General features: G+C 53.8%; 19 protein-coding genes. 6 read left to right on the top strand and 13 right to left on the bottom strand.

Annotated features, from left to right (window positions below; all coding sequences use genetic code 11):
* Positions 1-13: 13 nt before the first annotated feature.
* The 5 genes from NST26_RS10650 to rpmG form a co-directional block, all read right to left on the bottom strand.
* Entirely contained in the window at positions 14-1,213 is a 1,200-nt protein-coding gene (locus NST26_RS10650) for a metal ABC transporter substrate-binding protein (RefSeq protein ID WP_340954223.1), read from the bottom strand.
* Positions 1,207-2,070 carry a metal ABC transporter permease gene (locus tag NST26_RS10645; RefSeq protein WP_340958096.1) on the bottom strand — a complete coding sequence of 288 codons (864 nt, stop codon included), beginning with the start codon at positions 2,068-2,070 and terminating at the stop codon, positions 1,207-1,209. Before NST26_RS10645 ends, NST26_RS10650 begins: the two co-directional genes overlap by 7 nt.
* Positions 2,016-2,723, bottom strand: a complete 708-nt coding sequence (locus NST26_RS10640) for a metal ABC transporter ATP-binding protein (protein WP_340954226.1) — start codon at positions 2,721-2,723, stop codon at positions 2,016-2,018. Before NST26_RS10640 ends, NST26_RS10645 begins: the two co-directional genes overlap by 55 nt.
* A 524-nt stretch (positions 2,724-3,247) precedes the next feature.
* A complete protein-coding gene (locus NST26_RS10635; protein WP_340954229.1) occupies positions 3,248-4,456 on the bottom strand; it encodes a GTP-binding protein in 1,209 nt (402 codons plus the stop codon).
* 320 nt (positions 4,457-4,776) lie between these two features.
* Positions 4,777-4,926 (bottom strand): 50S ribosomal protein L33, encoded by a 150-nt coding sequence (gene rpmG, locus NST26_RS10630; protein ID WP_036725285.1) that lies wholly within the window; start codon positions 4,924-4,926, stop codon positions 4,777-4,779.
* A 215-nt stretch (positions 4,927-5,141) separates the two neighbouring features.
* On the opposite strand from rpmG, the gene NST26_RS10625 reads away from it, so the two are divergent.
* Genes NST26_RS10625 through NST26_RS10615 form a run of 3 tightly spaced genes read left to right on the top strand, consistent with a single transcriptional unit; the run spans position 5,142 to position 8,095 of the window.
* Positions 5,142-6,179, top strand: coding sequence for a CobW family GTP-binding protein (locus NST26_RS10625; protein WP_340979132.1), 1,038 nt, complete (start codon positions 5,142-5,144; stop codon positions 6,177-6,179).
* Positions 6,180-6,210: 31 nt separating this feature from the next.
* The gene (locus NST26_RS10620) at positions 6,211-7,200 is read left to right on the top strand and encodes a permease (protein WP_340979131.1); all 990 of its coding nucleotides are present in this window, start codon (positions 6,211-6,213) and stop codon (positions 7,198-7,200) included.
* 37 nt (positions 7,201-7,237) lie between these two features.
* Positions 7,238-8,095 carry a TIGR03943 family putative permease subunit gene (locus tag NST26_RS10615; RefSeq protein WP_340979130.1) on the top strand — a complete coding sequence of 286 codons (858 nt, stop codon included), beginning with the start codon at positions 7,238-7,240 and terminating at the stop codon, positions 8,093-8,095.
* Here NST26_RS10615 and NST26_RS10610 read toward each other — a convergent pair whose 3' ends face one another.
* The 7 genes from NST26_RS10610 to NST26_RS10580 all read right to left on the bottom strand — a co-directional run bounded on the left by NST26_RS10610 (position 8,096) and on the right by NST26_RS10580 (position 19,034).
* Positions 8,096-8,491: a NusG domain II-containing protein gene (locus NST26_RS10610; RefSeq protein ID WP_036725293.1), complete on the bottom strand. Its 396-nt coding sequence runs from the start codon at positions 8,489-8,491 to the stop codon at positions 8,096-8,098.
* A gap of 146 nt (positions 8,492-8,637) precedes the next feature.
* On the bottom strand, positions 8,638-11,721 hold the full coding sequence (locus NST26_RS10605; RefSeq protein ID WP_340979129.1) for a PAS domain S-box protein: 3,084 nt from the start codon (positions 11,719-11,721) through the stop codon (positions 8,638-8,640).
* A gap of 293 nt (positions 11,722-12,014) precedes the next feature.
* Positions 12,015-13,739, bottom strand: coding sequence for a sensor histidine kinase (locus tag NST26_RS10600; RefSeq protein ID WP_340979128.1), 1,725 nt, complete (start codon positions 13,737-13,739; stop codon positions 12,015-12,017).
* A gap of 124 nt (positions 13,740-13,863) precedes the next feature.
* A complete protein-coding gene (locus tag NST26_RS10595) occupies positions 13,864-14,745 on the bottom strand; it encodes a carbohydrate ABC transporter permease (RefSeq protein ID WP_036725298.1) in 882 nt (293 codons plus the stop codon).
* 15 nt (positions 14,746-14,760) lie between these two features.
* The gene (locus NST26_RS10590; protein WP_036725300.1) at positions 14,761-15,651 is read right to left on the bottom strand and encodes an ABC transporter permease; all 891 of its coding nucleotides are present in this window, start codon (positions 15,649-15,651) and stop codon (positions 14,761-14,763) included.
* Positions 15,648-17,345 carry an extracellular solute-binding protein gene (locus NST26_RS10585; RefSeq protein ID WP_340979127.1) on the bottom strand — a complete coding sequence of 566 codons (1,698 nt, stop codon included), beginning with the start codon at positions 17,343-17,345 and terminating at the stop codon, positions 15,648-15,650. Before NST26_RS10585 ends, NST26_RS10590 begins: the two co-directional genes overlap by 4 nt.
* A 156-nt stretch (positions 17,346-17,501) precedes the next feature.
* The gene (locus tag NST26_RS10580) at positions 17,502-19,034 is read right to left on the bottom strand and encodes a response regulator (RefSeq protein WP_340979126.1); all 1,533 of its coding nucleotides are present in this window, start codon (positions 19,032-19,034) and stop codon (positions 17,502-17,504) included.
* A gap of 81 nt (positions 19,035-19,115) precedes the next feature.
* On the opposite strand from NST26_RS10580, the gene NST26_RS10575 reads away from it, so the two are divergent.
* The 3 genes from NST26_RS10575 to NST26_RS10565 all read left to right on the top strand — a co-directional run bounded on the left by NST26_RS10575 (position 19,116) and on the right by NST26_RS10565 (position 22,893).
* On the top strand, positions 19,116-20,015 hold the full coding sequence (locus tag NST26_RS10575; RefSeq protein ID WP_340979125.1) for an AraC family transcriptional regulator: 900 nt from the start codon (positions 19,116-19,118) through the stop codon (positions 20,013-20,015).
* Positions 20,016-20,123: 108 nt separating this feature from the next.
* On the top strand, positions 20,124-21,950 hold the full coding sequence (locus tag NST26_RS10570; RefSeq protein ID WP_340979124.1) for a class I mannose-6-phosphate isomerase: 1,827 nt from the start codon (positions 20,124-20,126) through the stop codon (positions 21,948-21,950).
* Complete coding sequence (locus NST26_RS10565; RefSeq protein WP_340979123.1) at positions 21,940-22,893, top strand: ROK family protein; 954 nt, start codon at positions 21,940-21,942, stop codon at positions 22,891-22,893. The genes NST26_RS10570 and NST26_RS10565 overlap by 11 nt, the downstream gene beginning before the upstream one ends.
* A 371-nt stretch (positions 22,894-23,264) precedes the next feature.
* Here NST26_RS10565 and NST26_RS10560 read toward each other — a convergent pair whose 3' ends face one another.
* Positions 23,265-24,818, bottom strand: a complete 1,554-nt coding sequence (locus tag NST26_RS10560; RefSeq protein ID WP_036725307.1) for a response regulator transcription factor — start codon at positions 24,816-24,818, stop codon at positions 23,265-23,267.
* Between the last annotated feature and the right edge of the window lie 54 nt (positions 24,819-24,872).

Below are 24,872 nucleotides of genomic sequence, written 5' to 3'. Positions count from 1 at the left end.
AGCTCCTTCGTTCTTATTCGTTCAACGCCTGGATCAGCGCTTCAAGATTCTGCCGCATCAGACTCAGATAATCTAGATTATGCGCAGCGTCTTCCTCTGTTAATCCTTCGATTGGATTCAGCACAGCAGTCTTGGCTCCTATTTCCTGGGCAATAGTATCAGCGACACTGGAGGAGACCAAGGTTTCAAAAAAGATCGTAGTCACCTTATTCGCCTTGGCGAACTCCACAATCTTGGCCATCTGTGCAGCAGACGGCTCCTGCTCCGGCGACAGCCCCGCAATCGGCACCTGCGTCAAGCCATATTGCTGTGCCAGATAACCAAAAGCGGCATGCTGCGTAATAAAGTCCTTGCGCTTCGTATTCTGAAGCCCGGCTCTGAAATCCTGATCCAGCTTCTCCAGCTTGGCGATATAAGCATCGCTGTTAGCGTGGAAGGCAGCAGCATTTACGGGAAATGCTGCGGAGAGTGCTGCTTCAATGGTCTGAACCTCCCGGATAGCCATCACCGGGTCCAGCCATACATGAGGATCAAGCCCGCCGTGGTCGTGGTCGTGGTCATGGTCTGCTTCACTGACAGCTGTATCATTATGGGAATGGTCGTGACCGCTTCCTTCAGTTGCGGACTCATCATGTTGATGGTCATGGCCGTGATCGTGGTCTGCTTCAGCCGCAGCTTCCTCTTCATGGCTGTGTTCATGTTCATGTTCATGTTCATGTTCGTGTTCGTGCTCTGTTCCTTCAATAATCTGGAGTCCTTTACTCGCCTCTATCGTAATCAGATCACTTCCGGCAGCACCGTCCACAATCTGCTGCGCCCAGCCCTCCATGCCTGCGCCATTATAGACAAGCACATCTGCATCCGAAATATCAGCCATATCCTTCGCAGTCGGTTCCCAATCATGCGGCTCGACTCCGGGCGGGACCAGCACCTCCACATTGGCAAGGTCTCCGGTAATGCTTTTCGTGAATTCGTACATCGGGTAAAAGCTAACCTTAATGTTCAATTTATCCCCTGCGGGTACAGATGAAGCTTCGGCCGCAGCCGATGGTGAAGCCGCCGGACTGCTGGTTGAAGCGGCTTTCGTCGCAGTGTTGTTGCCGCAGCCGGAGATCAATAGCATGGCGGTCAGGGACAAGGCGGCAAGCTGACGGATTCTGAATGTGGACTGTGCGCTCGAATTGGATATTGCTATGGATTTGAATTTCAACATATGTTGTGAGACCCCTTTTCTTCATTGGCTTGAGATGAATACTGGCTGCGGCTGCGCAGCCTGATCAGCTTCTGTACTGCAATGGCTATCAGCAGAAATATCAGCAGAATGAGTGCAATCGTGCCTCCTGAAGGCGTGTTGATATAGTAGGAGGCTGTAAGCCCGCTGAACACACCGGTCAGCCCCACACTGACGGAGATCATTATGGCTGCCGTGAAGCCCGATGCAATCCGCAGCGCTATAGAAGCGGGCAGCACAATCAGAGCGGATACGAGCAGCACACCCACCACCGGCATAGCTGCGGCAACGGTCATACCGGTTAGGACGGCGAACGAGAAGGACAACCACCCGGTACGGACACCGCTGATAGCGGCCGTCTCTTCGTCGAAGGTTAGGCTGTACAATGGGCGGCGCAGAATGATGAAATAGAGAAGACCGGCTGCAGACACCACGGCGATCAGTTTAAGCTGAGTATCACTTACGGCAACGATGGAGCCGAACAGATAGGAGCTGAAGCTCTTGGTCAGATTCTGCTTCAGGCTCATCAGCACGACGGCCAGCGCCAGGCCGGAGGTCATAATAATAGCAACCGGAAGCTCGCTGTAGGTACGGTAAGAGCGGCGCAGCTGTTCAATAATCAGCCCTCCTGCTATAGCTACAGCGAAGCCGCTCAGAGCAGGATTCCATCCCAGTACGGAACCCAGTGCTACTCCGGCAAGGGAGACATGAGACAGCGTATCGGCCATCAGCACCTGCCTGCGGAGCATCAGGTAGACTCCCAGTAAGGGTCCGATCAGCCCGATCAGGCCTCCTGCCCAAAATGCGCGTTGCATGAATTCGTAACCAAGCATGTCCAGCCCTCCTGCTCCTTGCGTTCCAGCGTAATCACGGTATCCAGATAGGAACTCGTCTCTTCCAGGCCATGTGTAACCATGATGACGGTCCGGCCATGCCGGCTGACATAATGCCGCATCAGCTCATAGAACCCGGTGCGGCTGGCAGCATCCATCCCCGTTACCGGCTCATCCAGCACCAGCACCTGCGGCTGCTGGGCCAGTGCGCGGGCTATGCAGATCCGCTGCTTCTGCCCGCCGGACAGCTCGCCGATTCTCCGGTTACGGTACTCCCACATCTCCACCTGCCGCAGGCTGCTCTCGACAAGCGCTTCCTTTTCCTTAGTGAAGCGGCGGAACAACCCCAGCCCTGAATAACAGCCGGAACGGACCAGCTCAATCACCTTGCTCGGAAATCCGGCATTGAAGGAGGCTACCTGCTGCGGCACATACCCGATCGTAAGCTTGCCTCCTCCGGTAATTTCCCGGTTCAGAGTAACCGTTCCGCTCCAGGGCTTCAGCAGGCCCAACATCAGCTTCAGCAGCGTGGTCTTCGCTGCCCCGTTTGGTCCGGTAATTCCAATGAACTGTCCGGCCTCCAGATCCAGTGACAAGCGGTCAATGACCGGCTCATCCCCGTAACCGAACACCACATCCCTGATGGATGACAAAATCATCGCTCCTCCCCCTTTCTATTCGGCCCGCTGTGGCGTGCCGTAATGATTCCGTGCCTGATTCCGTGCGTGATCCTATGGCTACTGCCGTAGTTACTGCTCCGTCTGCTGTTGGGCACTTATTAATTTGGACCAAGCATGTTCCACGGATTAAACAAACTAAGTATTGATTATTATTCGTAATATTTACGATTATGTTTCAACTTCATTGATATTATCGTAATCATTACGATTTGTAAACCCAAAACAACAAATTAATCGTAATCACACTGATTAACCTTATTCGGGCCAAGCCAGCGTGCGACAAAACATCGAAATTCAAGCCATTGGGATCGCACCGACTCGGTCTATGTCCACCCGTGCCAGCATGAATGCCCCACTTACCCCCGCAATACAAATTGTGTTCGGTTTTCCGCATACATTCGCATTTGCCCCACGTGCCTTCGTAGCGCCTAATCCCTATACAGCACAAAGCCGGAATCCACACAATAGATTCCGGCTTTGCAGACTATCATTTACAGAAGAAGTTATTCCTGCCCCGCCGCAAGCAGTTCCTCTACATGCCAAGGAAGCGGGTTGTTGAATGCCGTCCAGTCCTGGTTCATCTCCTCTGCGGTCAGCAGGCAGCGGTCCAGGCGGGCTTCGATATCCTCTCGGTTCATCTGAACTCCGATGAAGACGATCTCATTCAGCCGGTCTCCCCACTGCTCGTCCCACTTCGCCAGCACATCCGGTTCCGCAGCCAGCACCTCCTGCTGCTGCTCCTCCGGCAGGGTAGCCAGCCAATAACCGGCGGGACCGAACTGGATCGACGGCCCTGCCTGGCTGATGGTCGCTGCCAGATCACCGCTGGCTGCCAGCCAGACCAGTCCTTTTGCCCGGACAACCTCAGACGGCCAGTTACTGAAGAAGAAGCTCAGCCGCTGCGGGTGGAACGGTGCTCTCCGGCGGTAGACCAAGGAGGTGATGCCATATTCCTCAGTCTCTGGTGTGTGTTCCTCCTTGGCAAGCTCTGCGATCCAGCCGGACGACTGGCTGGTCTGTTCGAAATCGAATAATCCCGTATTCAGAATCTCGGATAGCTCCACTTGTGCGTTCACCGTACGGATGATCTTCGCGCGCGGCTGAAGTCTGCGCAGAACCGCCTCCAGCTTGTTCAGCTCTGCCTCCTCCACCAGATCGCACTTGTTGAGCAGCAGCACATCACAGGTCTCAATCTGATCGATCAGCAGATCGACGATATCCCGGAAGTCATCTTCGCCCGCCGTCATATTGCGGTCCAGCAGACTGTCGCCCGAGGCGAAATCCTGCCAGAAGCGGTTGGCATCGACCACCGTAACCATCGTGTCCAGCCGGGCCAGCTCCGTTAGATCGATATCCAGCTCCGGGTTCGGGTAAGTGAAGGTCTGGGCCACCGGGACCGGCTCGCTGATCCCGGAGGATTCGATCAGAATGTAATCGAAGCGCCCCTCCGAGGCGAGATGATTCACTTCGCGCAGCAGGTCATCGCGGAGGGTGCAGCAGATGCAGCCATTAGACATCTCCACCAGCTTCTCCTCGGTGCGGGAGAGGCTGCTGCCGGATTTGACCAGATTCGCATCCACATTCACTTCACTCATATCATTGACGATCACGGCCACCTTCAGGCCCTCACGGTTATGCAGAATATGATTAAGCAGTGTAGTCTTACCGGAGCCAAGATATCCGCTTAGCACTGTTACAGGAATTTTATCCATTGTATTCTCCTTGTAGATTATATTTTCAAAAAGGCATTCTGTTCGTAGCGAACCACCAGAGATAAGTGTATTCTGTGCAACTAAAAACAGTGAAACGGAAGGCTTTCCTCTTCTAACTGTATCCTGTACAACTAGATTAGCCCAAATGGGCGAAAACCCAGGTATAGAGGCATTTTAATTGCACGAACTACAGCTAAACAGAGATTCGGCGGCACATCCGGTGATTTAGTTGTACAAACTGCAATCAAGCCTCCCCCTTGCACTCTAATCGGGGCAATGCAAACCCTCAACCAGCGATGAGTTAAAGTGATTTCCGCAGCTTAGCGGGTCTCCCGGTGCAGTGTGACACGCTTCAGGCGCGGGCAATATTTTCTCATCTCCAGGCGTTCCGGTGTCGTTCTCTTATTCTTCGTGGTGGTATAGTTGCGGTCGCCCGTCTCCGTACAGGCCAAAGTAACGATTACTCTCATTGCAATCAAGCTCCCTTCTATTTAATCGTAAATATTACGATTTACACATTCTACACGCTCCCGCCCTCCGCTGTCAACAGCTGTCCAGGAACATTTGGGCTCTCTTAGATTAGTGTTCTTTCCTGAATAAGCTTGACGTATAGATGGAATTACAAGCGGAAGCGGCTTGGCCGCCTTCTTATGGGGACGGTACTATTGGAGCGGGAGAGTGAGCCATGAAGATACCTGTGATTATACTGAGCGGATTTCTGGGGAGCGGAAAGACAACCCTGCTGCTGAGTCTGCTGAAGGAGAGCAAGCGGAGAGGGCTGAACCCGGGCGTAATCATGAATGAACTGGGCGCAAAAGATGTGGACGGCTATATCCTGCAGGAGAGTACCGGCACAAGTGTGGAAAAGCTGCTGGACGGCTGCATCTGCTGCAGCCGCAAGGAGGAGCTGCCGCGCAGCCTGAGCGCCCTGCTGGCGCGCCGCCCGGACATCATCTACATCGAGCTTACAGGGGTAGCTGACCCGGATGAGATCGCGAAGTCGCTGCTGGCGCCGGCGCTGGCAGACCGGCTGCAGCTGCACCACGCTGTTACGCTGCTGGATGCCGAGAATGCACTGGAGTACAGCAGCCGCTTCTCGTCCGACAAGCAGCTCGTCCGCACACTCCGCAAGCAGATCACCACCGCTGATCTCATCATCGTCAACAAAAGCGATCTGGTAGAACCGGAGACCCTGTGGAAGATTGAGAAGATGGTCTACAAGCAAAATTCGGAATCCGAGATTGTCTTCACCCACTACAGCCAGATTAATCTCGCTCCGTTGTTGACAGGCATCGCAGCACGCGGATTTAAGGGCTCTGCTCCCCGGCGCGGCCCCGGCAATATCAGCGGCGCCACCCTCCAGCGGATGAACACAGACAGCAGCAGCGGCGGCAGCGCAACGGCAGTACATGAGCCTGAATCCGGGGAGGACGGCTCTTTTTCCCAAGTGGCAGCAGTGACGTTAACCGTTCCCCCGGCATGGACCGGGAGCCTCCGCCAGGAGGAGCTGGAGCATTTTTTGCGGCAATGGGGTTACAGTCTGCTCCGGGCCAAGGGCCATGTGCGGCTTGCAGGCCGGGATTCCGTGCAGCTGGTGCAGCTTGCAGGTAACCGTATCTCCTGGGAGGCTTCAAGTTATCCGGGCCAGCCTTATATCGTCTGCATTGGCCTGAATCTGGACGAGAAGGCAATCAGCCGCAGCTGGGCGGCGTTATTCAGCTAAGAACCCTGTGCGGGAAGGAGCCGATGAACCCTTGACAACCCTTACGCCGTTTAAAATATTGCCGCTGCTCTTTTCCGCCGCTTTTCTGCTCACAGCGGGCAGTCTGTGGCTGCCCGGGCATCTGAGCCTGCTGGACAACGGCTATGTCGACACGTTCAAAACCGCATTCCTCGGCATTCTGCTGGAGGCCTTGCCGTTTGTCCTGCTCGGCGCACTGCTCTCCTCCCTGCTCCGCGTCTTCGTGCCGGACGAGCTGATCTCACGCTGGATTCCACGCCGCGCGGTTCCGGCGATTCTCTTCGGCTGCCTGCTCGGGATACTGTTCCCCGTCTGTGAATGCGGGATGATTCCGCTGGTCCGCCGCCTCATGCATAAGGGTATGCCGCTCTACGTTGCCATCGTCTTCATTCTGTCCGGCCCAATCCTCAATCCAGTGGTTTACGGGGCCACCCTGACGGCCTTCCGCTCCCATCCGGAGCTGGCCTACACCCGGATGGGACTGGCTTTTGCCGTAGCGGCATGCATTGGTCTGATTATCTATGGCACCGTCCGCAGATCGCCGCTGCGCCTGTCCATCCGCCGGGAGGGAAGCGAAGAGCAGCATGGCACACTACGCGGGGGCCGGGCGGCGGCGGTCCTGGTGCATACGTCGGATGAATTTTTTGAGATGGGCAAATTCCTGATCATCGGCTGTCTGCTGACTGCGGGCATCCAGACCTTCATGAATCAGAGCAGCCTGTCCGCCATTGGTGACCGTCCGCTCGGCTCCTACGTGTTCATGATGGGACTGGCCTTCGCACTCTCGCTCTGCTCCACCTCCGACGCCTTCGTTGCGTCCACCTTCCTACATACCTTCCCGGCAGGAGCGCTGCTAGCCTTCATGGTGCTGGGACCGATGCTCGATTTCAAGAACGCCCTGATGCTGCTCTCGCTGTTCAAAACCAGATTTGCCCTGTACCTGTTCTTCCTCATTGCCGCGGCCGTCTTCACCGGCTCCGTGCTGGCTTCATTCTGGCTGTAGCTGCCCTGAAATTCCGAATATCTGAAGGAGGATCTGTATGAATAGCTCCGGAAGCATCCGGTTTCACTATGTACTCAGGGCAGTTATTCTGCTCGCCTTCGCCCTCTATATCGGACATCTGGTCCAGCAGGACGCCCTCCATTATTATGTTGCTCCTAAGCTGGCCCGCTGGATCCGGTTATGCCCGGTTCCGCTCTCCCTGATGGCGCTCAGCCTCGGGCTCCAGGCTGTGCTTGGCCGAAGCTCCGCCCTCTGTGACTGCGAGCACCGCCTTCCCCGCTCACTCCTGAGCAGCTCCGCGCTGTACAGCCTGTTCCTGCTCCCGTTGTTGCTAGGGTTCCTGCTGCCCGACCGGGCACTCGGCAGTGCCGCAGCGGCCAAGAAGGGCCTTGCCCTGTCTTACACTGCCGTTGAGTCCGGCACCGGTGCTAGCTTCACAGCGGCCAACCCCTATGAGGCCGAATTTGCAGAGCTGGCAGGACAGCTCTACAGGCAGCCCGTCATCCCTGTATTCCCTGAGATTTTCTCGGAAACGCTGGGTGCCCTTAATCTGTACAAATCACAGTTCGAGGGTAAGGAAATCTCTGTATCAGGCTTCCTGTACCGTGAGCCGCAGGGGTCCGGTCGATCCGGCTACGCAATCAGCCGCTTCCTGGTCCAATGCTGTACGGCAGATGCCACCCCCTTCGGCATTCTTCTTACACCGGGTACACAAATAAGCCTGCCCGCCGATACCTGGATTGAGGTTCGGGGCAAGCTTCATGTGACGCTCCATGAGGGAGTGGAGACTCTGCAGATCGCTCCGCAGAGTATAATAGCAGTGGCAGCACCGTCCACACCTTATGTGTACACGAACGCCGATGCCGTAGCCGCATGGAAAGAGCTGCAGCCATGACTAGATGACCGCGTCCAGCGCATCGTCATCCTCCAGCGAAGACTCCGGGTTCGAGATTTCCACCAGGAGACGGGCCGGAATGCAGATAATCTGCTGCTTCGGCCGGGAGATGAATCCCATGTCCAGCGCTATAGTCAGCGGAGCATCCGAATAGGTCATCTGAATACCATAATCGTATACCTTCAGCGTGTTATGGCCATATCGGGTGCGGATATCAATAATCTGCTCTTCCTTGGTCAGCTGTACAGTCTTGTAGGCTTTGCCGTTCACGGTGATTACGGCCTCCAGCTCCCCTTGCTTATACGGATGATTGTGGTTAGAGAACCACTTGTAGCCGTAGATGGAACCGGCGGCCAGCAATACAATAAGAATCAGCAGGAAATCTCCGCGCTTCATCGTTTTCACTCTATTGACCCTTTCGCTTGCCATTATTTATTCGTAATATTTACGATTTATATAATAATAATGCAGACAAGGGAAAGCTGTCAACGTGAATAGCGCTTGCTTTGCCTGCCGGTTATCCGGCTTTTCACATTACACAACTATCTTCGGATGCTGCCGGACCATTCCCTCAGCACTCTGTCCAGCTCATCTCCACGGATCGGCTTGGGAATAAAGTCCTGCATTCCTGCCCGGAGGCACATCTCTTCATCTTCCTTACGTGCAAAGGCAGTGGCGGCAATAATCACCGGGGACAGCCCCATCGCCTCGCGGATCTGCCGGGTGGCTTCAATCCCGTCCATGCCCGGCATCTGAATATCCATGAACACCAGATCATAATGCCGGGACCGTACAGCTTCTACCGCCTGCTCCCCGTTCACTGCCAGGTCAGAGGTGTAGCCGCGCTTTTTGAGAAAAGTCTGCAGGATCTGCTGATTCACCGGATGATCCTCCGCGATAAGAATGGACAACGGCCCGTATTGACCCTCGGGATAATCCAGATTGAAAACACCACCCTTATACTCCTGAGTGGCAGCAACTCCTGCCAGCAGCGCTTGGCCCTGCTCCTCCACCGAATACATCACGCCGATGGTGAAGTAGAACTCCGAGCCTTCTCCTTCGACGCTGTTCACACCGATGGCGCCATCCAGCAGCTCCACCAGCTTCTTGCTGATCGCCAGACCCAGTCCCGTCCCGCCGTACTTGCGGTTGATCGATGGGTCCAGCTGGGAAAAGGACTGGAATAACAGGTTCTGGCTGCCCTGCGGAATGCCTATACCGGTATCGGTTACCGAGAACCTCAGAATCAGCGAGCCTGGCTCCCCGGCAGCCTCCAGCTTCACGCAGACGCTAACCTCGCCTTCTTCCGTGAACTTGACCGCATTACCTACGAGATTCACCAGCACCTGCCTCAGCCTGGTTTCGTCTGTGATGACAACAGCCGGAAGATCGGGCTCAATATGGCTGCGCAGAACCAGCCCTTTCTCCTGGATACGCGGATAGAATAGCTCACAGACGTTCTGAACGACCTGCCGGATATCGACCGGCTGCAGATCCAGCGTCATCATGCCGGATTCAATTTTGCTGAAATCCAGTACCTCGTTGAGAATATGTACCAGCGCGGCACCGCTTTTATTGATAATCTGGGTGTAATACTGCTGTTCCTCCGTAAGCTCTGTACCCGACAGGAGATCGGCCATCCCGATAATTCCATTCATCGGCGTACGCAGCTCGTGGCTCATAATCGCCAGGAACTCCGACTTGGCCCGGTCCGCCTTCTCCGCAGATTCCTTGGCACGCTCCACAGCCTTCTCCTCGGTGATATCCCGGAAGACCACCACCGCCCCCTTATGCTCTCCGTTATCATATAATGCCGTCATCCGGTATTTGACCAGGAAGCTGGAGCCATCCTGACGCCAGAAGATCCCTTCCTGCTCCTGCTCATAAGAGAGGTTGGTCTTCAGCAGCTCCGCCAGCGTCCGGTGTCCTCCGGGATACAGCTCGCCGTCCATCCAGGTCTGCGCTATCGTATGCAGCTTGATATTGCCGGCCAGCTCACCCGGGTTATATCCGAGCATGACCGACGCAGCGGGGTTGATAAATACGGTCTCCCCCTCCAGATTCATGCCAAAAATCCCCTCAGATACAGAGTTCAGGATCAGCGCATGCTCGTAACTAAGCTTCTCAATCTGCTCCAGATACCGCTTGGGCTCTGTAATATCACTGGTAATGGCGAATACGCCGACGACCTCATGATCAATCAGCATAGGGACATAAATCATCCCTACCTCCACCCTCTCCCCGTCATGACGGATCACCCGGGTATCGAAGGTCTGGGCCATGCCTCCGGCTGCCGCCAGAAACCGCATATTCACATGCTCCAGCTCATCCTCTTCAATAATCTCGCAGTAACTGGAATGCATCAGGGTCTCCCTGCTGTATCCTGTCAGCTGCTCCAGACTGGCATTCATCGACTGTATGTACCCCTGCAGATCCATGGCACTGATGGCAGACGGGTTGTATTCGAAAAGCGACTTGTACCGGTTCTCACTCTCACGGAGCTGCTCCTCCATCCGCTGGCGCTCGGTCACATCCTGCACCATACCGCGGATCTGCTGAACCTTACCGGTTGCATCCAGGATCACCTCCCAGTGCGCATAGAGAGACTTACGTTCCTCGCTGCCCTTCACTCTGAAAATCGCCTCGCCCTTAGCCCCAGACTTCAGCGTATAATGTAGCTCTTCGCGCAATCTGTCCAGGTCCTCCGGCACTACACAGTCAAACAGCTGAGTATAATGAACCACGGTATGATTTCCGCAATTGCCGCCTAATTCAAAGATAGCCATCAGCTGGCTGGAGACGATCAGCTGCTCATATACAGAATTCCACTCCCAGGAGCCCATTTGTCCTAACTCCTGCGCAGCAGCCAGCATATCTTCAACCTTTTTCCGCTCGGTGATGTCATGGGCAATCGTCAGGATTTGCCGCACTTCGCCTTCACGATTCCGTACCACCTGAAAGGAGCTCTGGGTCCAAAGGTAATGGCCGTCCTTATGCCTGACCCTGCGTGTAAAGGTGTCACTGTCAGAGTAGAGCTTCCCCGGCTCGGTCATTTCCAACGCATCCGCTTCATGGTAATAATCCGTTTTGTTGCGGCCGATCATGTCACTTGCCGGATAGCCGAGCAGCGTTTCGACTGACGGGGAGACGTAGCGGAGCGTTCCGTCGGGATCGGCGAATGAGATCATGTCCGGGGTGTGCTCCGTAATCAGCTCGAAGAGCTGGCGATCCTCCTCTATCTTCTTCTCCGCCAGCTTACGCGCGGTAATATCCGTCATCTCCGCAACCAAATGGGAGGGACTTCCAGTCTGTTCATCAATGATCAGAAAAAGATGCAGGGCAACCCATAGCATCTCACCATTCTTATGTACGAACCGCTTGTCGGTATCTACAGCCATATCAGGACTGTTTATTAAAGCATTCATAATCTGCCCGTGATCCAGGGTATACCCTTCATCCGGAAAGACGATATCCTGGTAACGCAGCTCCTTGAGTTCGGTCTCGGTGTATCCAAACATCCCGCAAAGCGCAGGGTTGGCCATGAGCATAGTACCATCCGTAATGGCTACTGCCGCATATCCTATTGAGGACCGCAAGTACAAGTGCTTAAATAGAGTGTCGGACAAAGCTAGAGCCTCCTCTGAGAAAATGGGGGACATAATTTAGTAACATTATACCTTTTTTTCGGAATTTATGCTCCAGACCTAAAGTCCCGCTAATGAAGATACACAGGGCAAGCTTGCCGCTGGAAACGGTGCATATCCACATACAGAAAAAACCGCCCTGGTCACTTTCATGACATCAAGGCGGTGGTTATAATAGGTTAGTCCAGTCTCCTGCGCGGCAGCCAGAAGGCACAGAAATAACGGAAGATGACGTAACCGCTTGGCATAGAGCACCTCCTGGATGCCTCCATCCTTCACGTGGTCCTCTTGGGAATTCTCACCGTCACGGTCGTACCCTGGCCGATTTCGCTGTGGATCATGATCCCGTACGCCTCGCCAAAATAAATCCGGATTCTCTCCTGGGCGTTGAACAGTCCATACGATTTGGATTGCCTGCTTAATACCGTATCCATCGTCTCCTGAGTCATTCCCGGACCGTTGTCTTCAATGCCAAACACAATCGTATCTTCCTCGAAGCAAGCCCGCAGGCTGATTCTGCCGCGCCCCTCCCGCTTGTTGTCCACGCCGTGCTCAATCGCATTCTCAACAATAGGCTGCATAATCAGCTTGATCATATGGTAGCCCAGCACCTCCGGGTCCACCTCGTACACTACATCGAAGCTGTGGTCATGCATAATCAGCTGCAGATCAATATAAGATTTCGTATTCTCCAGTTCATCATGAACGCTGATGACATCCTGCCCCCTGTTCAGGGTCGTCCGATAAAATTTGGAGAGGGTTGTGGTGATTTTACTGATGTCATACGCTTTAATGCTTATAGCCTTCCAGTTGATCAGCGACAGGGAGTTATAGAGGAAATGCGGATTGATCTGGGCCTGAAGCGCTTTCAGCTCCGCGTCCTTCTGCACAACCTTGCTGCGGTAGACTTCATTGAACAGCTCATTCAGACTTTGCAGCATATCCTTGAACCGCGAGGTCAGCTCGCCGATCTCGTCATTGGAATCGACCACAATATCCACATGCAGGTCCCCGCGGGTCACTCTTTTCATCGTGCGGTTCAGACGGTAGATCCTTCTCACGAATGCATTCGACAACAGCCAGACCGCAGGCACTAGAATCAGCAGGCAAATCCCGACCGTGAGCATGGTGGCGCGGAGAATCGTCTTGGCATCGACACCGATCGAGTTCTTGGGCATATAAAAGACAAGCTTCCAGCCCGTCACGCCCAGCGTCTGGGAGATGACGATGAAATCGCTCGCGCGCTCTTCCGCTGCCTTAGCCGATTCAAAGGACGGCAGCCCGTTGTGATAGTCATACACAGGCTCCCCCGCTCCATTCTCGACCAGGACGCCGTACTCACCGGAGACCACATTGGTCAGACCCGCAAACATATCCTTGCTGTCAAAGCCTAAGTAGATCAGGTTGTCATACTGCGTTCCCGAGCCGCCCACCATCCTACGCACTGCGGACAAGGCCGTACCCTCCTTGATCCAATGCGTCTGGCCGCTGGCCATCGCCGCTTCATACCATGGCTTCCCGGATACGGTGCTAATCGGCAGAATCGTATTCTTCCGTTCCGTGATGTTGTTCCCTGTATACACCGTCAGCTGGCGGATCTCTTCGTTCAGGAACAGAAGCGTATTGAACAGCGGCTCCACGATGGTGTTCAGATCATTGTACATATAGTAATAATTGTCCGAGTAATCATTGTTGAAGACGGACACTACACTGGAGTTAAAGGTGAACGAGTCCAGCGCGGCATTGAGCTTGCTGAACTTATAATCCAGATTGGCGGCGATCTCAGACACATTGTCGGTTAAGGTCAGCCGGGCCTGCTGAACGAGCAGACTCCTGGATTGATCATACGAATACCAGCCAAGCACACTGAGCGGAATAATGATAACGAGTAAATAAGAGACAAACAGCTTATGCTTAATTCTTAAATTCCTGATGAAACGGCCTGGGCGCTCCAGATCTACCCCTCCTGTCTTAAGCCTCTTGTCCTTATAACGTAGCATTGCCCCCGGCAAATAACAATCTGTAAAAGCGGCGGCCCGCCGCATGAGCCCTGCCCCGAAACAACAAAGGGGTGTCCCCAGCCGTTTCCGGCTTACGGGACACCCGCTTACATGCAGTTAACGCTTACTCTTTGACGGCACCGAGCACGATTCCACTGACGAAATACCGCTGCAGAAACGGATAGATCAGCATGATTGGAATCATCGAGACCATCACCTTGGCCGCATTTAGCAGCTGGCTCGACATATTCGACAGACGCTTGATCTCTTCCGGATCGGTGGTGTTCATGATCGAATTCACGCTGATAATCAATTGCTGGATATACGTTTGCAGCGGCCAGTTCTCCTTGTGGTTCATCAGGATCATCCCGTCAAAAAACGCATTCCAGTGGCCGACGACCGAGAACAGGGTGACTGTCGCCAGTGAGGGCAGGGAGATGGGGATATAAATCGTCACCAGCGTTCTCCACGCCCCCGCCCCGTCCATCCCGGCAGCCTCCTCCAGTTCCTTCGGAACGCCCTTGAAGAAGTTCATCAGCAGAATCACATTAAATACCGGAACGGCGGTAGGCAGCACAAGCGCCCAGATGGAATCGAGCAGCCCGTACGTATTGATCGTCATATACCACGGGATCAGCCCGCCGTTGAACAGCATACAGAAGATAACGAACCACATATAGATATTTCTGCCCGGAAAATGTTTGTTCGATTTCGATAAAGGATAGGCCATCAGCACCGTAACCAGCAGATTGATGACTCCTCCGAGCAGCACCCTTTTCACAGATACGCCAAAGGAAGTGAAGAAGCTCCGGTCACTGATGACCGACTTATAGGCCTCCAGATTGAAATCAACCGGCCAGAAGAAGACCTGACCCGACATGGCCGCCACCTTGCCGCTGAACGAAATAGCCAAGGTATTCAGTACGGGGGCCAAGGAGAGAAAAGCAATCACGGTTAGAATACAATAAATCACAATATCAACAGTCCGGCTGGTTCCACGGATCACAGCAAATCACCTCTGTCAGAAAATACGGTAGTTGGCAAACCGGGCAGCCAGACCATAGGAAGCGGCAATCAGCACAAAGCTTACGACCGATTTGAGCAGGCCTACCGCTGTTGCCAGTCCATACTGGATTTCAAGCAATCCTGAACGGTATACATAAGTATCAATGATATCCCCCGACTCATAGACAATCGGATTATACAGGTTGAGAATCTGCTCGAAGCCCGCATTCAGCACATTGCCGAGGCTTAAGGTCGCCAGCAGAATCACCGTGGTCATCAGACCCGGAATCGTAATATTGGTTAAGCGCTGGAACCGGTTTGCTCCGTCAATGGCGGCTGCTTCATACAGATTGGTGTTAATGGAAGTCAGGGCAGCGATATAGATGATCGTATTGAAGCCGAATTCCTTCCATACATCGCTCGATACGATCACAAATCGGAACCAGTGATTGCTCTGAAGGAACATAATCGGATCGCCGCCGAACCACTGGATCATCTGATTGATAATGCCGTCCAGACTGAGCAGGTTAATCAGCACCCCTGAGAGAATGACCCAGGACATGAAATGGGGCAGGTACACAATCGTTTGGATGGTACGCTTGAATTTAATATTCGCCACTTCATGGAACAGCAGTGCAAATACAAAGGGAACGGTCAATCCGGCAATGATTTTCATCAGTGCAATGCTCAGGGTGTTTCCGAGAATCAGCCTGCTGTCCGGCAGGCTGAACATATACTCGAAATTCTCCCAGCCCACCCATTCCGAGTGGAAGATGCCCAGCGTAGGCTGAAAGTCCTGAAAGGCAATCACGATTCCGAACATCGGAACTACACTGAATGCTATGAGCAGCAATATGCCGGGGAGCAGCATCAGGTGGTAATTCCAGATAGAAGCTCTGCTTCTCATGGTGACTCAACTGCCTCAGCAACCTCTTTGGTGATTTCTTCCCCTCCGATGCTCTTCCAGGTCTCCACGAACTTGTCGAATTCTTCAAGGGGAGAAGTGCCGGTAATGATTTTCAAAAAGGTCTCGTTTTCGAGTTTTTCCAGATTGGCTCCCTTTTTAAGCATCGCTTCCGTCTTGCCGTAGAACACAGGCTCCACCTTCACAATTTCTTTCGCTCCGGTGATGGAGGCGGCAGTATAGAAGGCCAGTGAATCGGCATAAGCCGGAATATCCTTTTTCGGATTTTCATTATTCTTCAAGACCGCCTTGACTCTCGGCAGGATGCGGGCCGGCAGACCGTCCAGCTTCTTATCCTTAATCACCTTCTCATAGATAGGAACATCGCGTGCCAGGGAATCCTGATAATCCAGCTGCACATTAATCGGATAATTGAGCCAGCCTACACCCAGATCCTTATACAGCTCCTGCGATGCCGGATCAATCAGGCGGATGCCTTCATACTCCACGCTGAGCATTTTCAAGGCAGCTTCGGGGTGCTCCGCCTTCTTGTTCACCACCATGAAGGTTCCCGACGGCGTGGATGGTACGATATTCCGTTTGCCGTCTCCGTCCAGCGGCACAGCCAGCGGCACCCAATCCGCTTCCGGGTTGGCCTTCACTGCATCAGACAACGCCCAGCCTCCGAACCAGGGGGCGAACAGGATACCGGCCCGGCCGCCTGACACCAGCCCGGCATTATCCTCATACTTCCGGGTCAAGAACTCTTTGTCAATCAACCCGTCCGCATACATCTCTCTCAGCTCAGAGAGCGCCTGCTTGGTCTCTGGAGTCGTGGAGCCGTAGATGATGTTTCCTCCCTCATCCTTGAACCAATTCTTCGGATAGGCATGATTGGCATTGAAGATCGGATCGAAGGTGAAGAAGCCGCCGTCTGCAACCACACTTTTATCGCCAAGCAGACCAACGGTATCCGCTTTCCCGTTACCGTCAGGGTCCTGCTCCTTGAACGCCTTAATCACAGTCTTAACTTCATCCATGGTACGGGGCGTCTCAAGCTTCAGCTTGTTCAGCCAGTCCTGGCGTATCCACAGGAGCTGATAATTGCCGTCGATGTTGGTATTGGGCAGCGCCATCAGCTTGCCGTCGATTCTTCCGGTGTTCAGCACCCGGTCTCCTGTGTAGGAGTTGTAATAATCTTTAATCAGCGGCGAGGCATATTGATCGTATAACTCGGTCAGATCGGCCAGCATACCCGCTTTGGCCATTCTCTTAAACTGCTGTTCATCCACCACCAGAATGTCCGGCAGGGAATTGCTCGAGATCGCCAGGGTAACCTTCTGGTTATATGCATCCTGGTCTTCCACCGAGAAATCGTATTTCACCTTTACGTTCAGGCGGTCCTCGACATATTTCAGATACTTGTTATTCTCCAGCGTATCTCCTGCCGGCAGGTTATTCCCCGATACGCCCTGTCTCCCCAGAGACACGGTAACGGGTTCTTCATATTTGCTGAAGGGTCCATCGTCCTCCTTGGCGGTGGCGGATGGTTCATTGCCTCCGGCATTCGTGGACTCACTGCCGGCGGGCGCAGCAACCTTCTCCTCCTTTGGACTGCTGCCGCAGGCCGCCAGCACTCCCAGCACCATTACCATGGACAGCAGCAAGGCCATAACACGAATTTTCTTCAATCTCATAGATGCCCCTCCCAAACTTTGTTATAAAACGCTTTCATGCTTACAGTTAAATTGTAAATTAGCCTGGAAGGGAGCGAAATCCCAAATTCTTTGGATACGCGTCAATTAATTTGGAAGTAAAAAGCACCCGCAGGTGCTCTCCAATAATTCGTACTATTATTCGTCCAGTATTTCACGATATTTCTGCGGACTGATGCCGTAATATTTTTTAAAGGTCTGGCAGAAGTAGGAGGAGCTCCAGTAGCCGGCATGTTCAGCGATATCGACGATTTTCATATTGGTGCTGTCCAGTAAATGCCTTGCCCGTTCCAGACGCTGCTGAGTAATGAATTTGATCAGGCTCTGCCCCGTTTCTTTCTTGAATAAATGGCTCAGGTAGCTGGGATTAAGCGATACGCGCCCGGCGATGACCTCCAGACTGATATCCTCCCTGTAATCCTTCTCCACAATCCGGATGACCTGCTGGACAATATGGCGTTTGCTCTCATCGGGAGCCCCGTTGTCCGGTTCTATTTCCGAGAGCGCCTGCAGCAGCACTTGCTTCACCCCGAGAATCGAATCGCTTTTGAAGATACGCTCTACCGTTTGCTGGAAATCCGCCTTCTGCCTGCGGGCTGATTGTTCAAACGCATTCCGCACCAGGTCCGAACAGAGATACTTAACATAGATTGCAGAAGATCCGCCGTTCCGGCTCAAGTGGCTGAACAGAAGCTCAATGCTTTTGGCTGCGCCTGCATATTCCCCATGGTTAATGAATTGGTTGATATCCGCCATCAGCGTCTCGGTGCTGACAAGCTCCGGGACACGGCCCGCCAGATCATCTCCGGCAAACAGCACCACCGTATCTTCAAAAAAGAATTTGTAGTCCAGCGTCTGCTCCATCTGCTCATAACACGCCGAAACCTCCTGCCAATCGGAGATCACGGGGCTGTATACGATGCAGCAATACCGGTAAAAGCGTTCCGCGATCCGCTCCGCCAGCGCTTCACTCATCTCCCTGATCCTCTTCTGTCCGCCGCTGCCTGGGCAAGGGACCATAAGCACACTTTGATATTCATTCAGGTTCAGCAGCTCATATTCACCGGCTGTAAGCTGCTCTGCCGCTTGTTCAAATGCCTCGTAGCTGCGGTCAAAGAAACGCTCCTTGAAATCAATCAGCAGCAGAGCGGCCGGCTGCCCTCCGAACGGCAGAGCGGCATCATCCGCGATCACCTGAACCCCGTTCAGCACATCGGTCAGCCACTTCTCCCTTTCATACTCCAGGCCCTTTTGATACCCCTGCATAAGCTCGGCAGTGCGGCGCTGCTGGGTGGCCTTATCCGCGCATTTCTGTATCACGCCTGACATCACCCCGGCGAACTCCTCAATATCAATCGGCTTCAGCAGATAGCTGGAAGCATTGGTATAGAGCGCCCGGCGGGCATAGTCAAATTCCCCGTAAGCACTGTAGATAATAATTTCCAGGGAGGGCTGCGCCAGGCTTGCCTGCTCCGCCAGCTCCAGACCGCCCATGAAGGGCATTTTGATATCTGTGAGCAGGATGTCCACCGGGTTCAGACGAAGATACTCCAGCGCCTTCTCCCCGTTCTCCGCTTCGGCAACCCGCAGCTCGTAGTTCATGTCAGCGATCAGCCCCCGGATGCCGTCCCGTTCAATTTTCTCATCATCCACGATCAATATGGTAAACATAGAGTTCCCTCCTGATGTCTGATAGAATCATAAGCAAACGTTATCATTTCATTGAAGCCTACACCATGAGGAGGTCCCGCCATGCGCCTGGCGTACCGCAAAGCCAATGCACTTTTGAATCAGCATATCTCAAATATCAGTGACGGACAAACCTCATTTCATATTCATTACTGGGGCTTCATGCCGAATCATTATAATAATTCCCTGCACCGCCATTCTTTTTTTGAAGTCTGTTATGTTCAGCAAGGCACCGGCTCCTACCAGGATGACGATGCGCTCTTCCCCCTGGAGCCGGGAACCCTGTTCTGCTCACATCCGGGCATCTGGCACCAGATCCGCAGTGAGCAGGGGCTGGTCCTGTTCTTCGTTGCCTTTGAAATCGACGAAGCCTTAAGCTCTGCGGACGGCCGCAAGCCGTTTCAGGAACTCGCCGCCGGAGGGCAGGCCATAGCCCCGCATGAAGCTGCCGCACTCTCTGCCCGAATCTGGCGGACCCTCTTCAGCCTGGCCGAGAGCGAAGCGGGGGTGTCCAGGCTGCCGATGAATCATCTGGCGCTTGCTCTGCTGCATTCGTTCCCGCAGGCGTTCTCCCCCGAACCCCATCTGCAGGCCGGGGCAATGAAGGAGGACAGCGGGGAACACCGCCATTTGGAACGGGCCAAGCGCTATATCCGCGACAATCTGTCCTCCCCGCTGCATATGGCCCAAGTGGCCCTGGAACTGGATATCTCTCCACGCCATCTGTCGAGGATCTTCCAGGCCTGCCTGGGCCAGACTTTCGTCCATTATATTCAGGAACGAAGAATCCAACAAGCCAAGGATTGGCTGCTGCACACCGACTACCCTATCAAAGACATCGCCGAGCGCTGCGGCTTCGAGTCTGTGCACTATTTCACCCGCGTATTCACCAAGCAGCTTGGTGTCTCCCCCGCCCGGTTCCGCAGATCGCAGTTTGCAGACGGAAGACAGAACCTGAGCTAATCAACGCCAAATGTCCGGATTGTACAAAAAATTAGACGCCGTATTCAAAGATAATTCCGTAAGGACTCCTTACAATGGTTGTAAACCCTTAGAAGGAGTGAGTTCCCCATGTTTGTTAAACGACCAGTCAACCTTGTACGCAGCCCCATTCCTGTTCCGCAGGACGACATCCCCTTGGCTGCTCCTCCCGCAGTGCTCCGGGAAGGCTATTCAGCGATTGCCGCTTCCCTGCTTCAGCTCGCCAGTGAGAAGGGAAGCGGCAATCTGTATGTTGCTTTTGACGGAACCCACGGCGCCCCGTTTCAAACCGTTCTGCAGCGAGCAGTGGATGCGCTTGAGCAAGCGGGCCATTCCGTGTCCCTCATCGGCTCGGGCAGCTATCTCAAGTCAGGCGAAGAGCTGCGGGAGTTTTTTGCGGCCAATATTACGGATAACCGCGCCTTCGGCTATTTCACTGACGGAAGTATAGAGGATTATTTCCGAGACGGGGCCAGGGAAGAAGCCGTCCGCAGGCTGGATGAGGCAGAGCCGGGTGCGGATTCGGCTGCATTCTGTATCGTTTTTGGCCCGGGGGCTTACTGGCTTGGAGAGGGGCGGTTCGATCTTTCCTTCTATCTGGATGTCTCGCGTGAATACCAGCAGGCCGGCCACCGGCAGGAGCTGCTGAGTTTCGGCCTCAACTGGAACCGGGATGCGGTGGAGAAATATAAAATCGCCCTGTTCGTCGAATGGCCTATTCTCGAAACCTACCGCAAACAAATCCTGGATCAAATGGACTACTACATCGACCTGAATCAGCCGAAGCAGCCAGTCATGACTGCCGTGCCGTCCCTGCGCCGGATGATCTCGGATATTGCCGGGTCACCGCTGCGGGTGAAGCCTTTTTATGCACCGGGGGTATGGGGCGGACAATTCCTCAAACAGCTGGCTGATCTGCCGGAGGATTGGGTGAACTGCGCCTGGAGCTTTGAGCCGATCGCCCCCGAGAATTCCATCCTTGTAGGGTATGAAGGCAAAGAGATGGAGATTCCGTTTCTGCTGGTTATGCAGCAGGAGCATCCAGCGATTCTGGGGGAACGTCTGACGGGCTTATTCGGAGATTATTTCCCGATCCGCTTCAACTATCTGGACACAATGGACGGTGACAATCTGTCCTGCCAAGTCCACCCCACCCAGGACTATATCCGCAGCCGGTTCAATGAATTCATGGCCCAGCAGGAATCCTATTACATCATGGAGCAGCAGGGGGATTCCGGGGTCTATCTGGGACTGACTGAAGACTGCCTACCTGAGCAGTTCCGCCATGAGGTGCAGAAGGCTCAGGAGACGGGCATCCCGCTGCCGCTGACCGATTATGTCAACCGTTATGAGTCCCGGAAGGGCGAGCTGTTCCTGATTCCGCCCGGAACCGTCCATTCCGCAGGCAAAGACAATCTGGTGCTGGAAATCTCCTCTACCACCTGGTGGTTCACCTTCAAAATCTATGATTTTCTGCGCAAGGACCTGGACGGCAAACCCCGGCCGATCAATATCGACTTCGCCTTCGACAATATTGACTTCACGCAGAAGACCGCCCGGGTTGAAGAGCAGCTCATGCCTTCGCCAGTGCTTCTGCAGCAGCAAGGGGAGAATGAAGAGTATGTGCTGGGACAGCGCAGTGATCTGCTGTTCTATGTCCACCGTGTTCATCTGAAGGATACCTGGAAAGACGATACGCGCGGCGAAATGACCATGTATAACCTCGTTGAAGGAGAGTCTGTACGGATTGTGTCTGCTGCGGACGAGGCGGTATTTGTGGAGCTGCATTATGCGGAATCGTATATTCTCCCGGCTGTACTAGGGGAATACACCATCGTCAATACCGGTTCCGGCCCCTGCAAGCTGATCAAGGCCGGTGTCTCCGCAGCATGGGATGTGAGTCTCCTTGAGCCGTGATATCGTACTTGCGCTGGATGTGGGCGGAACCTTTATTAAGACCTGCGTGCTAGAGGACGGCCTTCCGCTGCAAGGCAGTGACATGGAATTCCCCGCCCTGGCTGACCGGGACCGGGAAACGATCCTTGACCATTTCATGTCTATCTTTCAGGCCCAGTACAACCTGTATCAGCATAGGTACCGGGACGCTGTAACGGACTGCCGCTATCATATCGGGATGGCTTTTCCCGGCCCGTTCGATTACAGGCAGGGCGTCTGTCTGATCCGGGGGCTTGGCAAATTCGAGGCGATCTACGGGCTGAATCTGGGCCAAGCCTTACGCGCACGCTGGCACGCTGGCAGCTCCCGGGAGGCCGGCACGCTGCCGGACATGGATATCCGCTTCGAGAATGACGCCCGCCTGTTTGCGCTGGGAGTCAGCGCCGAATTCCCGCGTAAGCGGTTCATGGCCTTGACGTTAGGAACCGGCCTCGGTTCCGCCTTCATCGACAACTCCCGGATCATGGAATCAGGGCCGGGCATCCCGCCGAACGGCTGGCTGTATGACCAGCCTTATCTTGACGGCAGGGCGGATGATTGGTTCTCCAGGAGAGGCATCCTGAAGCTGGCCCGTGAAGCGGGGATTGGGGAGGCTGGGCTTCCGGGAGCGAACATGGATGTGAAGGAGCTTGCCCATGAAGCCAGAGAGGGGAATGCTGCCGCGCGCGGGGTATTCGCCGAATTCGGAGCCCGGCTCGGGGAGCTGCTCCAGCCTTACGTGGACGGTTACCGGCCGGACTTCATCATACTGGGCGGGCAAATCTCCAAAAGCCATGATCTGTTAGGCCCTGCCTTGCTGAACCGCTTGCAGAGGTCATGCTCCCCCGCCTTGACGGTCCGCACGGCGGAGCATGTACTCGCGTATACCTTCCGGGGCATTGCCCGGATGTTCAGTGAGGGATAGGCGGGGCATCGTCATTGCTTCGTCATGAGCTTCGCGGCGAGCTTCGCCGCAAGCTTGACCATGTGCTTTTGCCGTGTGCTTCGCGGCTAGCTTCGCCATGCGCTTCGTCGTTGCACCCGTCCAGCTTAGGATCACAAGTGGAAATACGTAACTTAAATTGACCATTTCCGAGGGATGGACGGAAGCAAGTGGATAAACTACATCTGCTATTGTGCGTTTTCGCTGCTTGGGGTGAAATCGGAGAATTTAAGTGCTGTTTATACAACTGTTGCCGCCGCAGGTTCCCATCGTCCATCAGTAAGTGTACAAAATCCAACTATTTCCGGTATCGTGCCAGCGAGAAATAGTTGGATCATGGTGAGGGCGCTACCCTACGGAGAGCCTTCCCTGAACTTGGCCGGAGTGACTCCATGGTAATTACGAAACGTCTGGATAAAATAGGTCGAGCTTCTGTAGCCCAGCTTCTTATAAATATCGACGATCTTCATATTCGTTGTACTCAGCAGCTCGACGGCTTTGTCCATTCTCACCTGCGTGATGTACCGGATGAGACTTTGACCCGTCTCCTTCTTGAACAAATAACTCAGATAACTGGGGGTCAAATAGACCCTCTCCGCGATGCCCTCCAAAGAGAGATCCTGATCGTACTCCTTGTCGATTACATCTGTAATGGTCCGGATCAGCTTAAGATTGGCGGCCTTCTTGGGGCTCGCTCCGCTGACGGTTTCCATGAGGGACAGGATCGCAAACATGTGATCCTTCAGATCCTGAAGGGAAACGGTCTTATGAATCTGGTCCAAGTAATGATTCATTTCCACAGGCTCATGGTTTTTCTCTCTCGTCACCACCTTTTTCATAATTTCCGAACAGATGAACTTGGTGTACAGGGACGAGAATTGCCCTTTGGTTCTCAGGTAGGTGAACAGCAGCTCTATACTGTATTTCGCACCGGTAAAATCGTTATACTCCAGACACTGGTAGACCTTATCCAGAATCGGATTCAATTCGATCTCGTCAAAGCCCGCTTGCTCAAAGGGTTCATCGGCAAATAGAAGGGTATACTCATCCATGAAAAATTTGAATTCCAGCATCTGCTCCATCTCGGTATAGGCATCATACAACTGTTCCGGCTGATTCACCGCTCTCCCGATCACCAGACCCACATTCAGCTCCAGGCTCCCGGCGGCGGCGCGGATAATCTGATCTCCAAGCAGCCTCAGCGTCTCTTTGGGGATGGGGCGGGGGTGCTTGACGAACAGCATACTTTGATGCTCGCTCAAGTTCACATAATCGAAGGCGTAGCTGAGGTTATCATGTAACAGCCTAATGAATTCATCATTGTGAATATCAAAAAACTTCCGGCGGCAATCCACCAGAATCATATGCAGCCAATGCTTGTGCTGGACATATTCCAGCAGTTCCGGGGACATCCAGGCCTCTGTATTGATTTTCACACCGTTTAGGGAGTCCAGCAGCATTTTCTCCTTCTCATACAGCAGCCCCCGGTTATATCCCTCCACCAGTTGTTCGTTCCGCAATTTCTCTGCCGCTTTGTCTTCACAGGCCCTGATCGCCTCGTTAATCACACTGAGAAACTCCGGGATATGAACCGGCTTGAGCAAATAATTCGATATGTTGGTCCGCAAGGCTCTTCTCGCGTATTCAAACTCATGGTAAGCGCTGAAGATGATCATTTCAATATCCAGACCCAGGCTGCTAACCTTCTCCGACAACTCCAGTCCATCCATAAAAGGCATCTTGATATCTGTAATCAGAATATCAATCCTGTGCTTCCCGAGGATCTCCAGCGCAATCTCGCCATTCGCCGCAAGGAGTGTCTCCAGCTCCAGATGGTGATCCTGTATCAATTGCTGAATGCCCTCTCTCTCTATGCGTTCGTCATCCACAATCAGAATACGGTACACAGCGCACGCCTCCCTTTTTTACACAAGTGGAAACAGCTATGCCGTCCTATTAGG

Origin of the sequence: Paenibacillus sp. FSL R7-0128, from assembly GCF_038002245.1 — a bacterium.
GTDB classification, from domain to species: Bacteria; Bacillota; Bacilli; order Paenibacillales; family Paenibacillaceae; genus Paenibacillus_AQ; species Paenibacillus_AQ silagei.
The sequence above is the reverse complement of the archived record's forward strand: the minus strand, read 5'-3'. Positions and strand labels throughout refer to the sequence as shown.

Coding starts and splice junctions, on each gene's coding strand:
- NST26_RS10625 (WP_340979132.1), top strand. CDS start 5,142: ATGAAGATACCTGTGATTATACTGAGCGGATTTCTGGGGAGCGGAAAG.
- NST26_RS10615 (WP_340979130.1), top strand. CDS start 7,238: ATGAATAGCTCCGGAAGCATCCGGTTTCACTATGTACTCAGGGCAGTT.
- NST26_RS10590 (WP_036725300.1), bottom strand. CDS start 15,651: ATGAGAAGCAGAGCTTCTATCTGGAATTACCACCTGATGCTGCTCCCC.
- NST26_RS10570 (WP_340979124.1), top strand. CDS start 20,124: ATGTTTGTTAAACGACCAGTCAACCTTGTACGCAGCCCCATTCCTGTT.
- NST26_RS10580 (WP_340979126.1), bottom strand. CDS start 19,034: ATGTTTACCATATTGATCGTGGATGATGAGAAAATTGAACGGGACGGC.
- NST26_RS10640 (WP_340954226.1), bottom strand. CDS start 2,723: ATGATTTTGTCATCCATCAGGGATGTGGTGTTCGGTTACGGGGATGAG.
- NST26_RS10635 (WP_340954229.1), bottom strand. CDS start 4,456: ATGGATAAAATTCCTGTAACAGTGCTAAGCGGATATCTTGGCTCCGGT.
- NST26_RS10575 (WP_340979125.1), top strand. CDS start 19,116: ATGCGCCTGGCGTACCGCAAAGCCAATGCACTTTTGAATCAGCATATC.
- NST26_RS10585 (WP_340979127.1), bottom strand. CDS start 17,345: ATGAGATTGAAGAAAATTCGTGTTATGGCCTTGCTGCTGTCCATGGTA.
- rpmG (WP_036725285.1), bottom strand. CDS start 4,926: ATGAGAGTAATCGTTACTTTGGCCTGTACGGAGACGGGCGACCGCAAC.
- NST26_RS10650 (WP_340954223.1), bottom strand. CDS start 1,213: ATGTTGAAATTCAAATCCATAGCAATATCCAATTCGAGCGCACAGTCC.
- NST26_RS10600 (WP_340979128.1), bottom strand. CDS start 13,739: ATGCTACGTTATAAGGACAAGAGGCTTAAGACAGGAGGGGTAGATCTG.
- NST26_RS10610 (WP_036725293.1), bottom strand. CDS start 8,491: ATGAAGCGCGGAGATTTCCTGCTGATTCTTATTGTATTGCTGGCCGCC.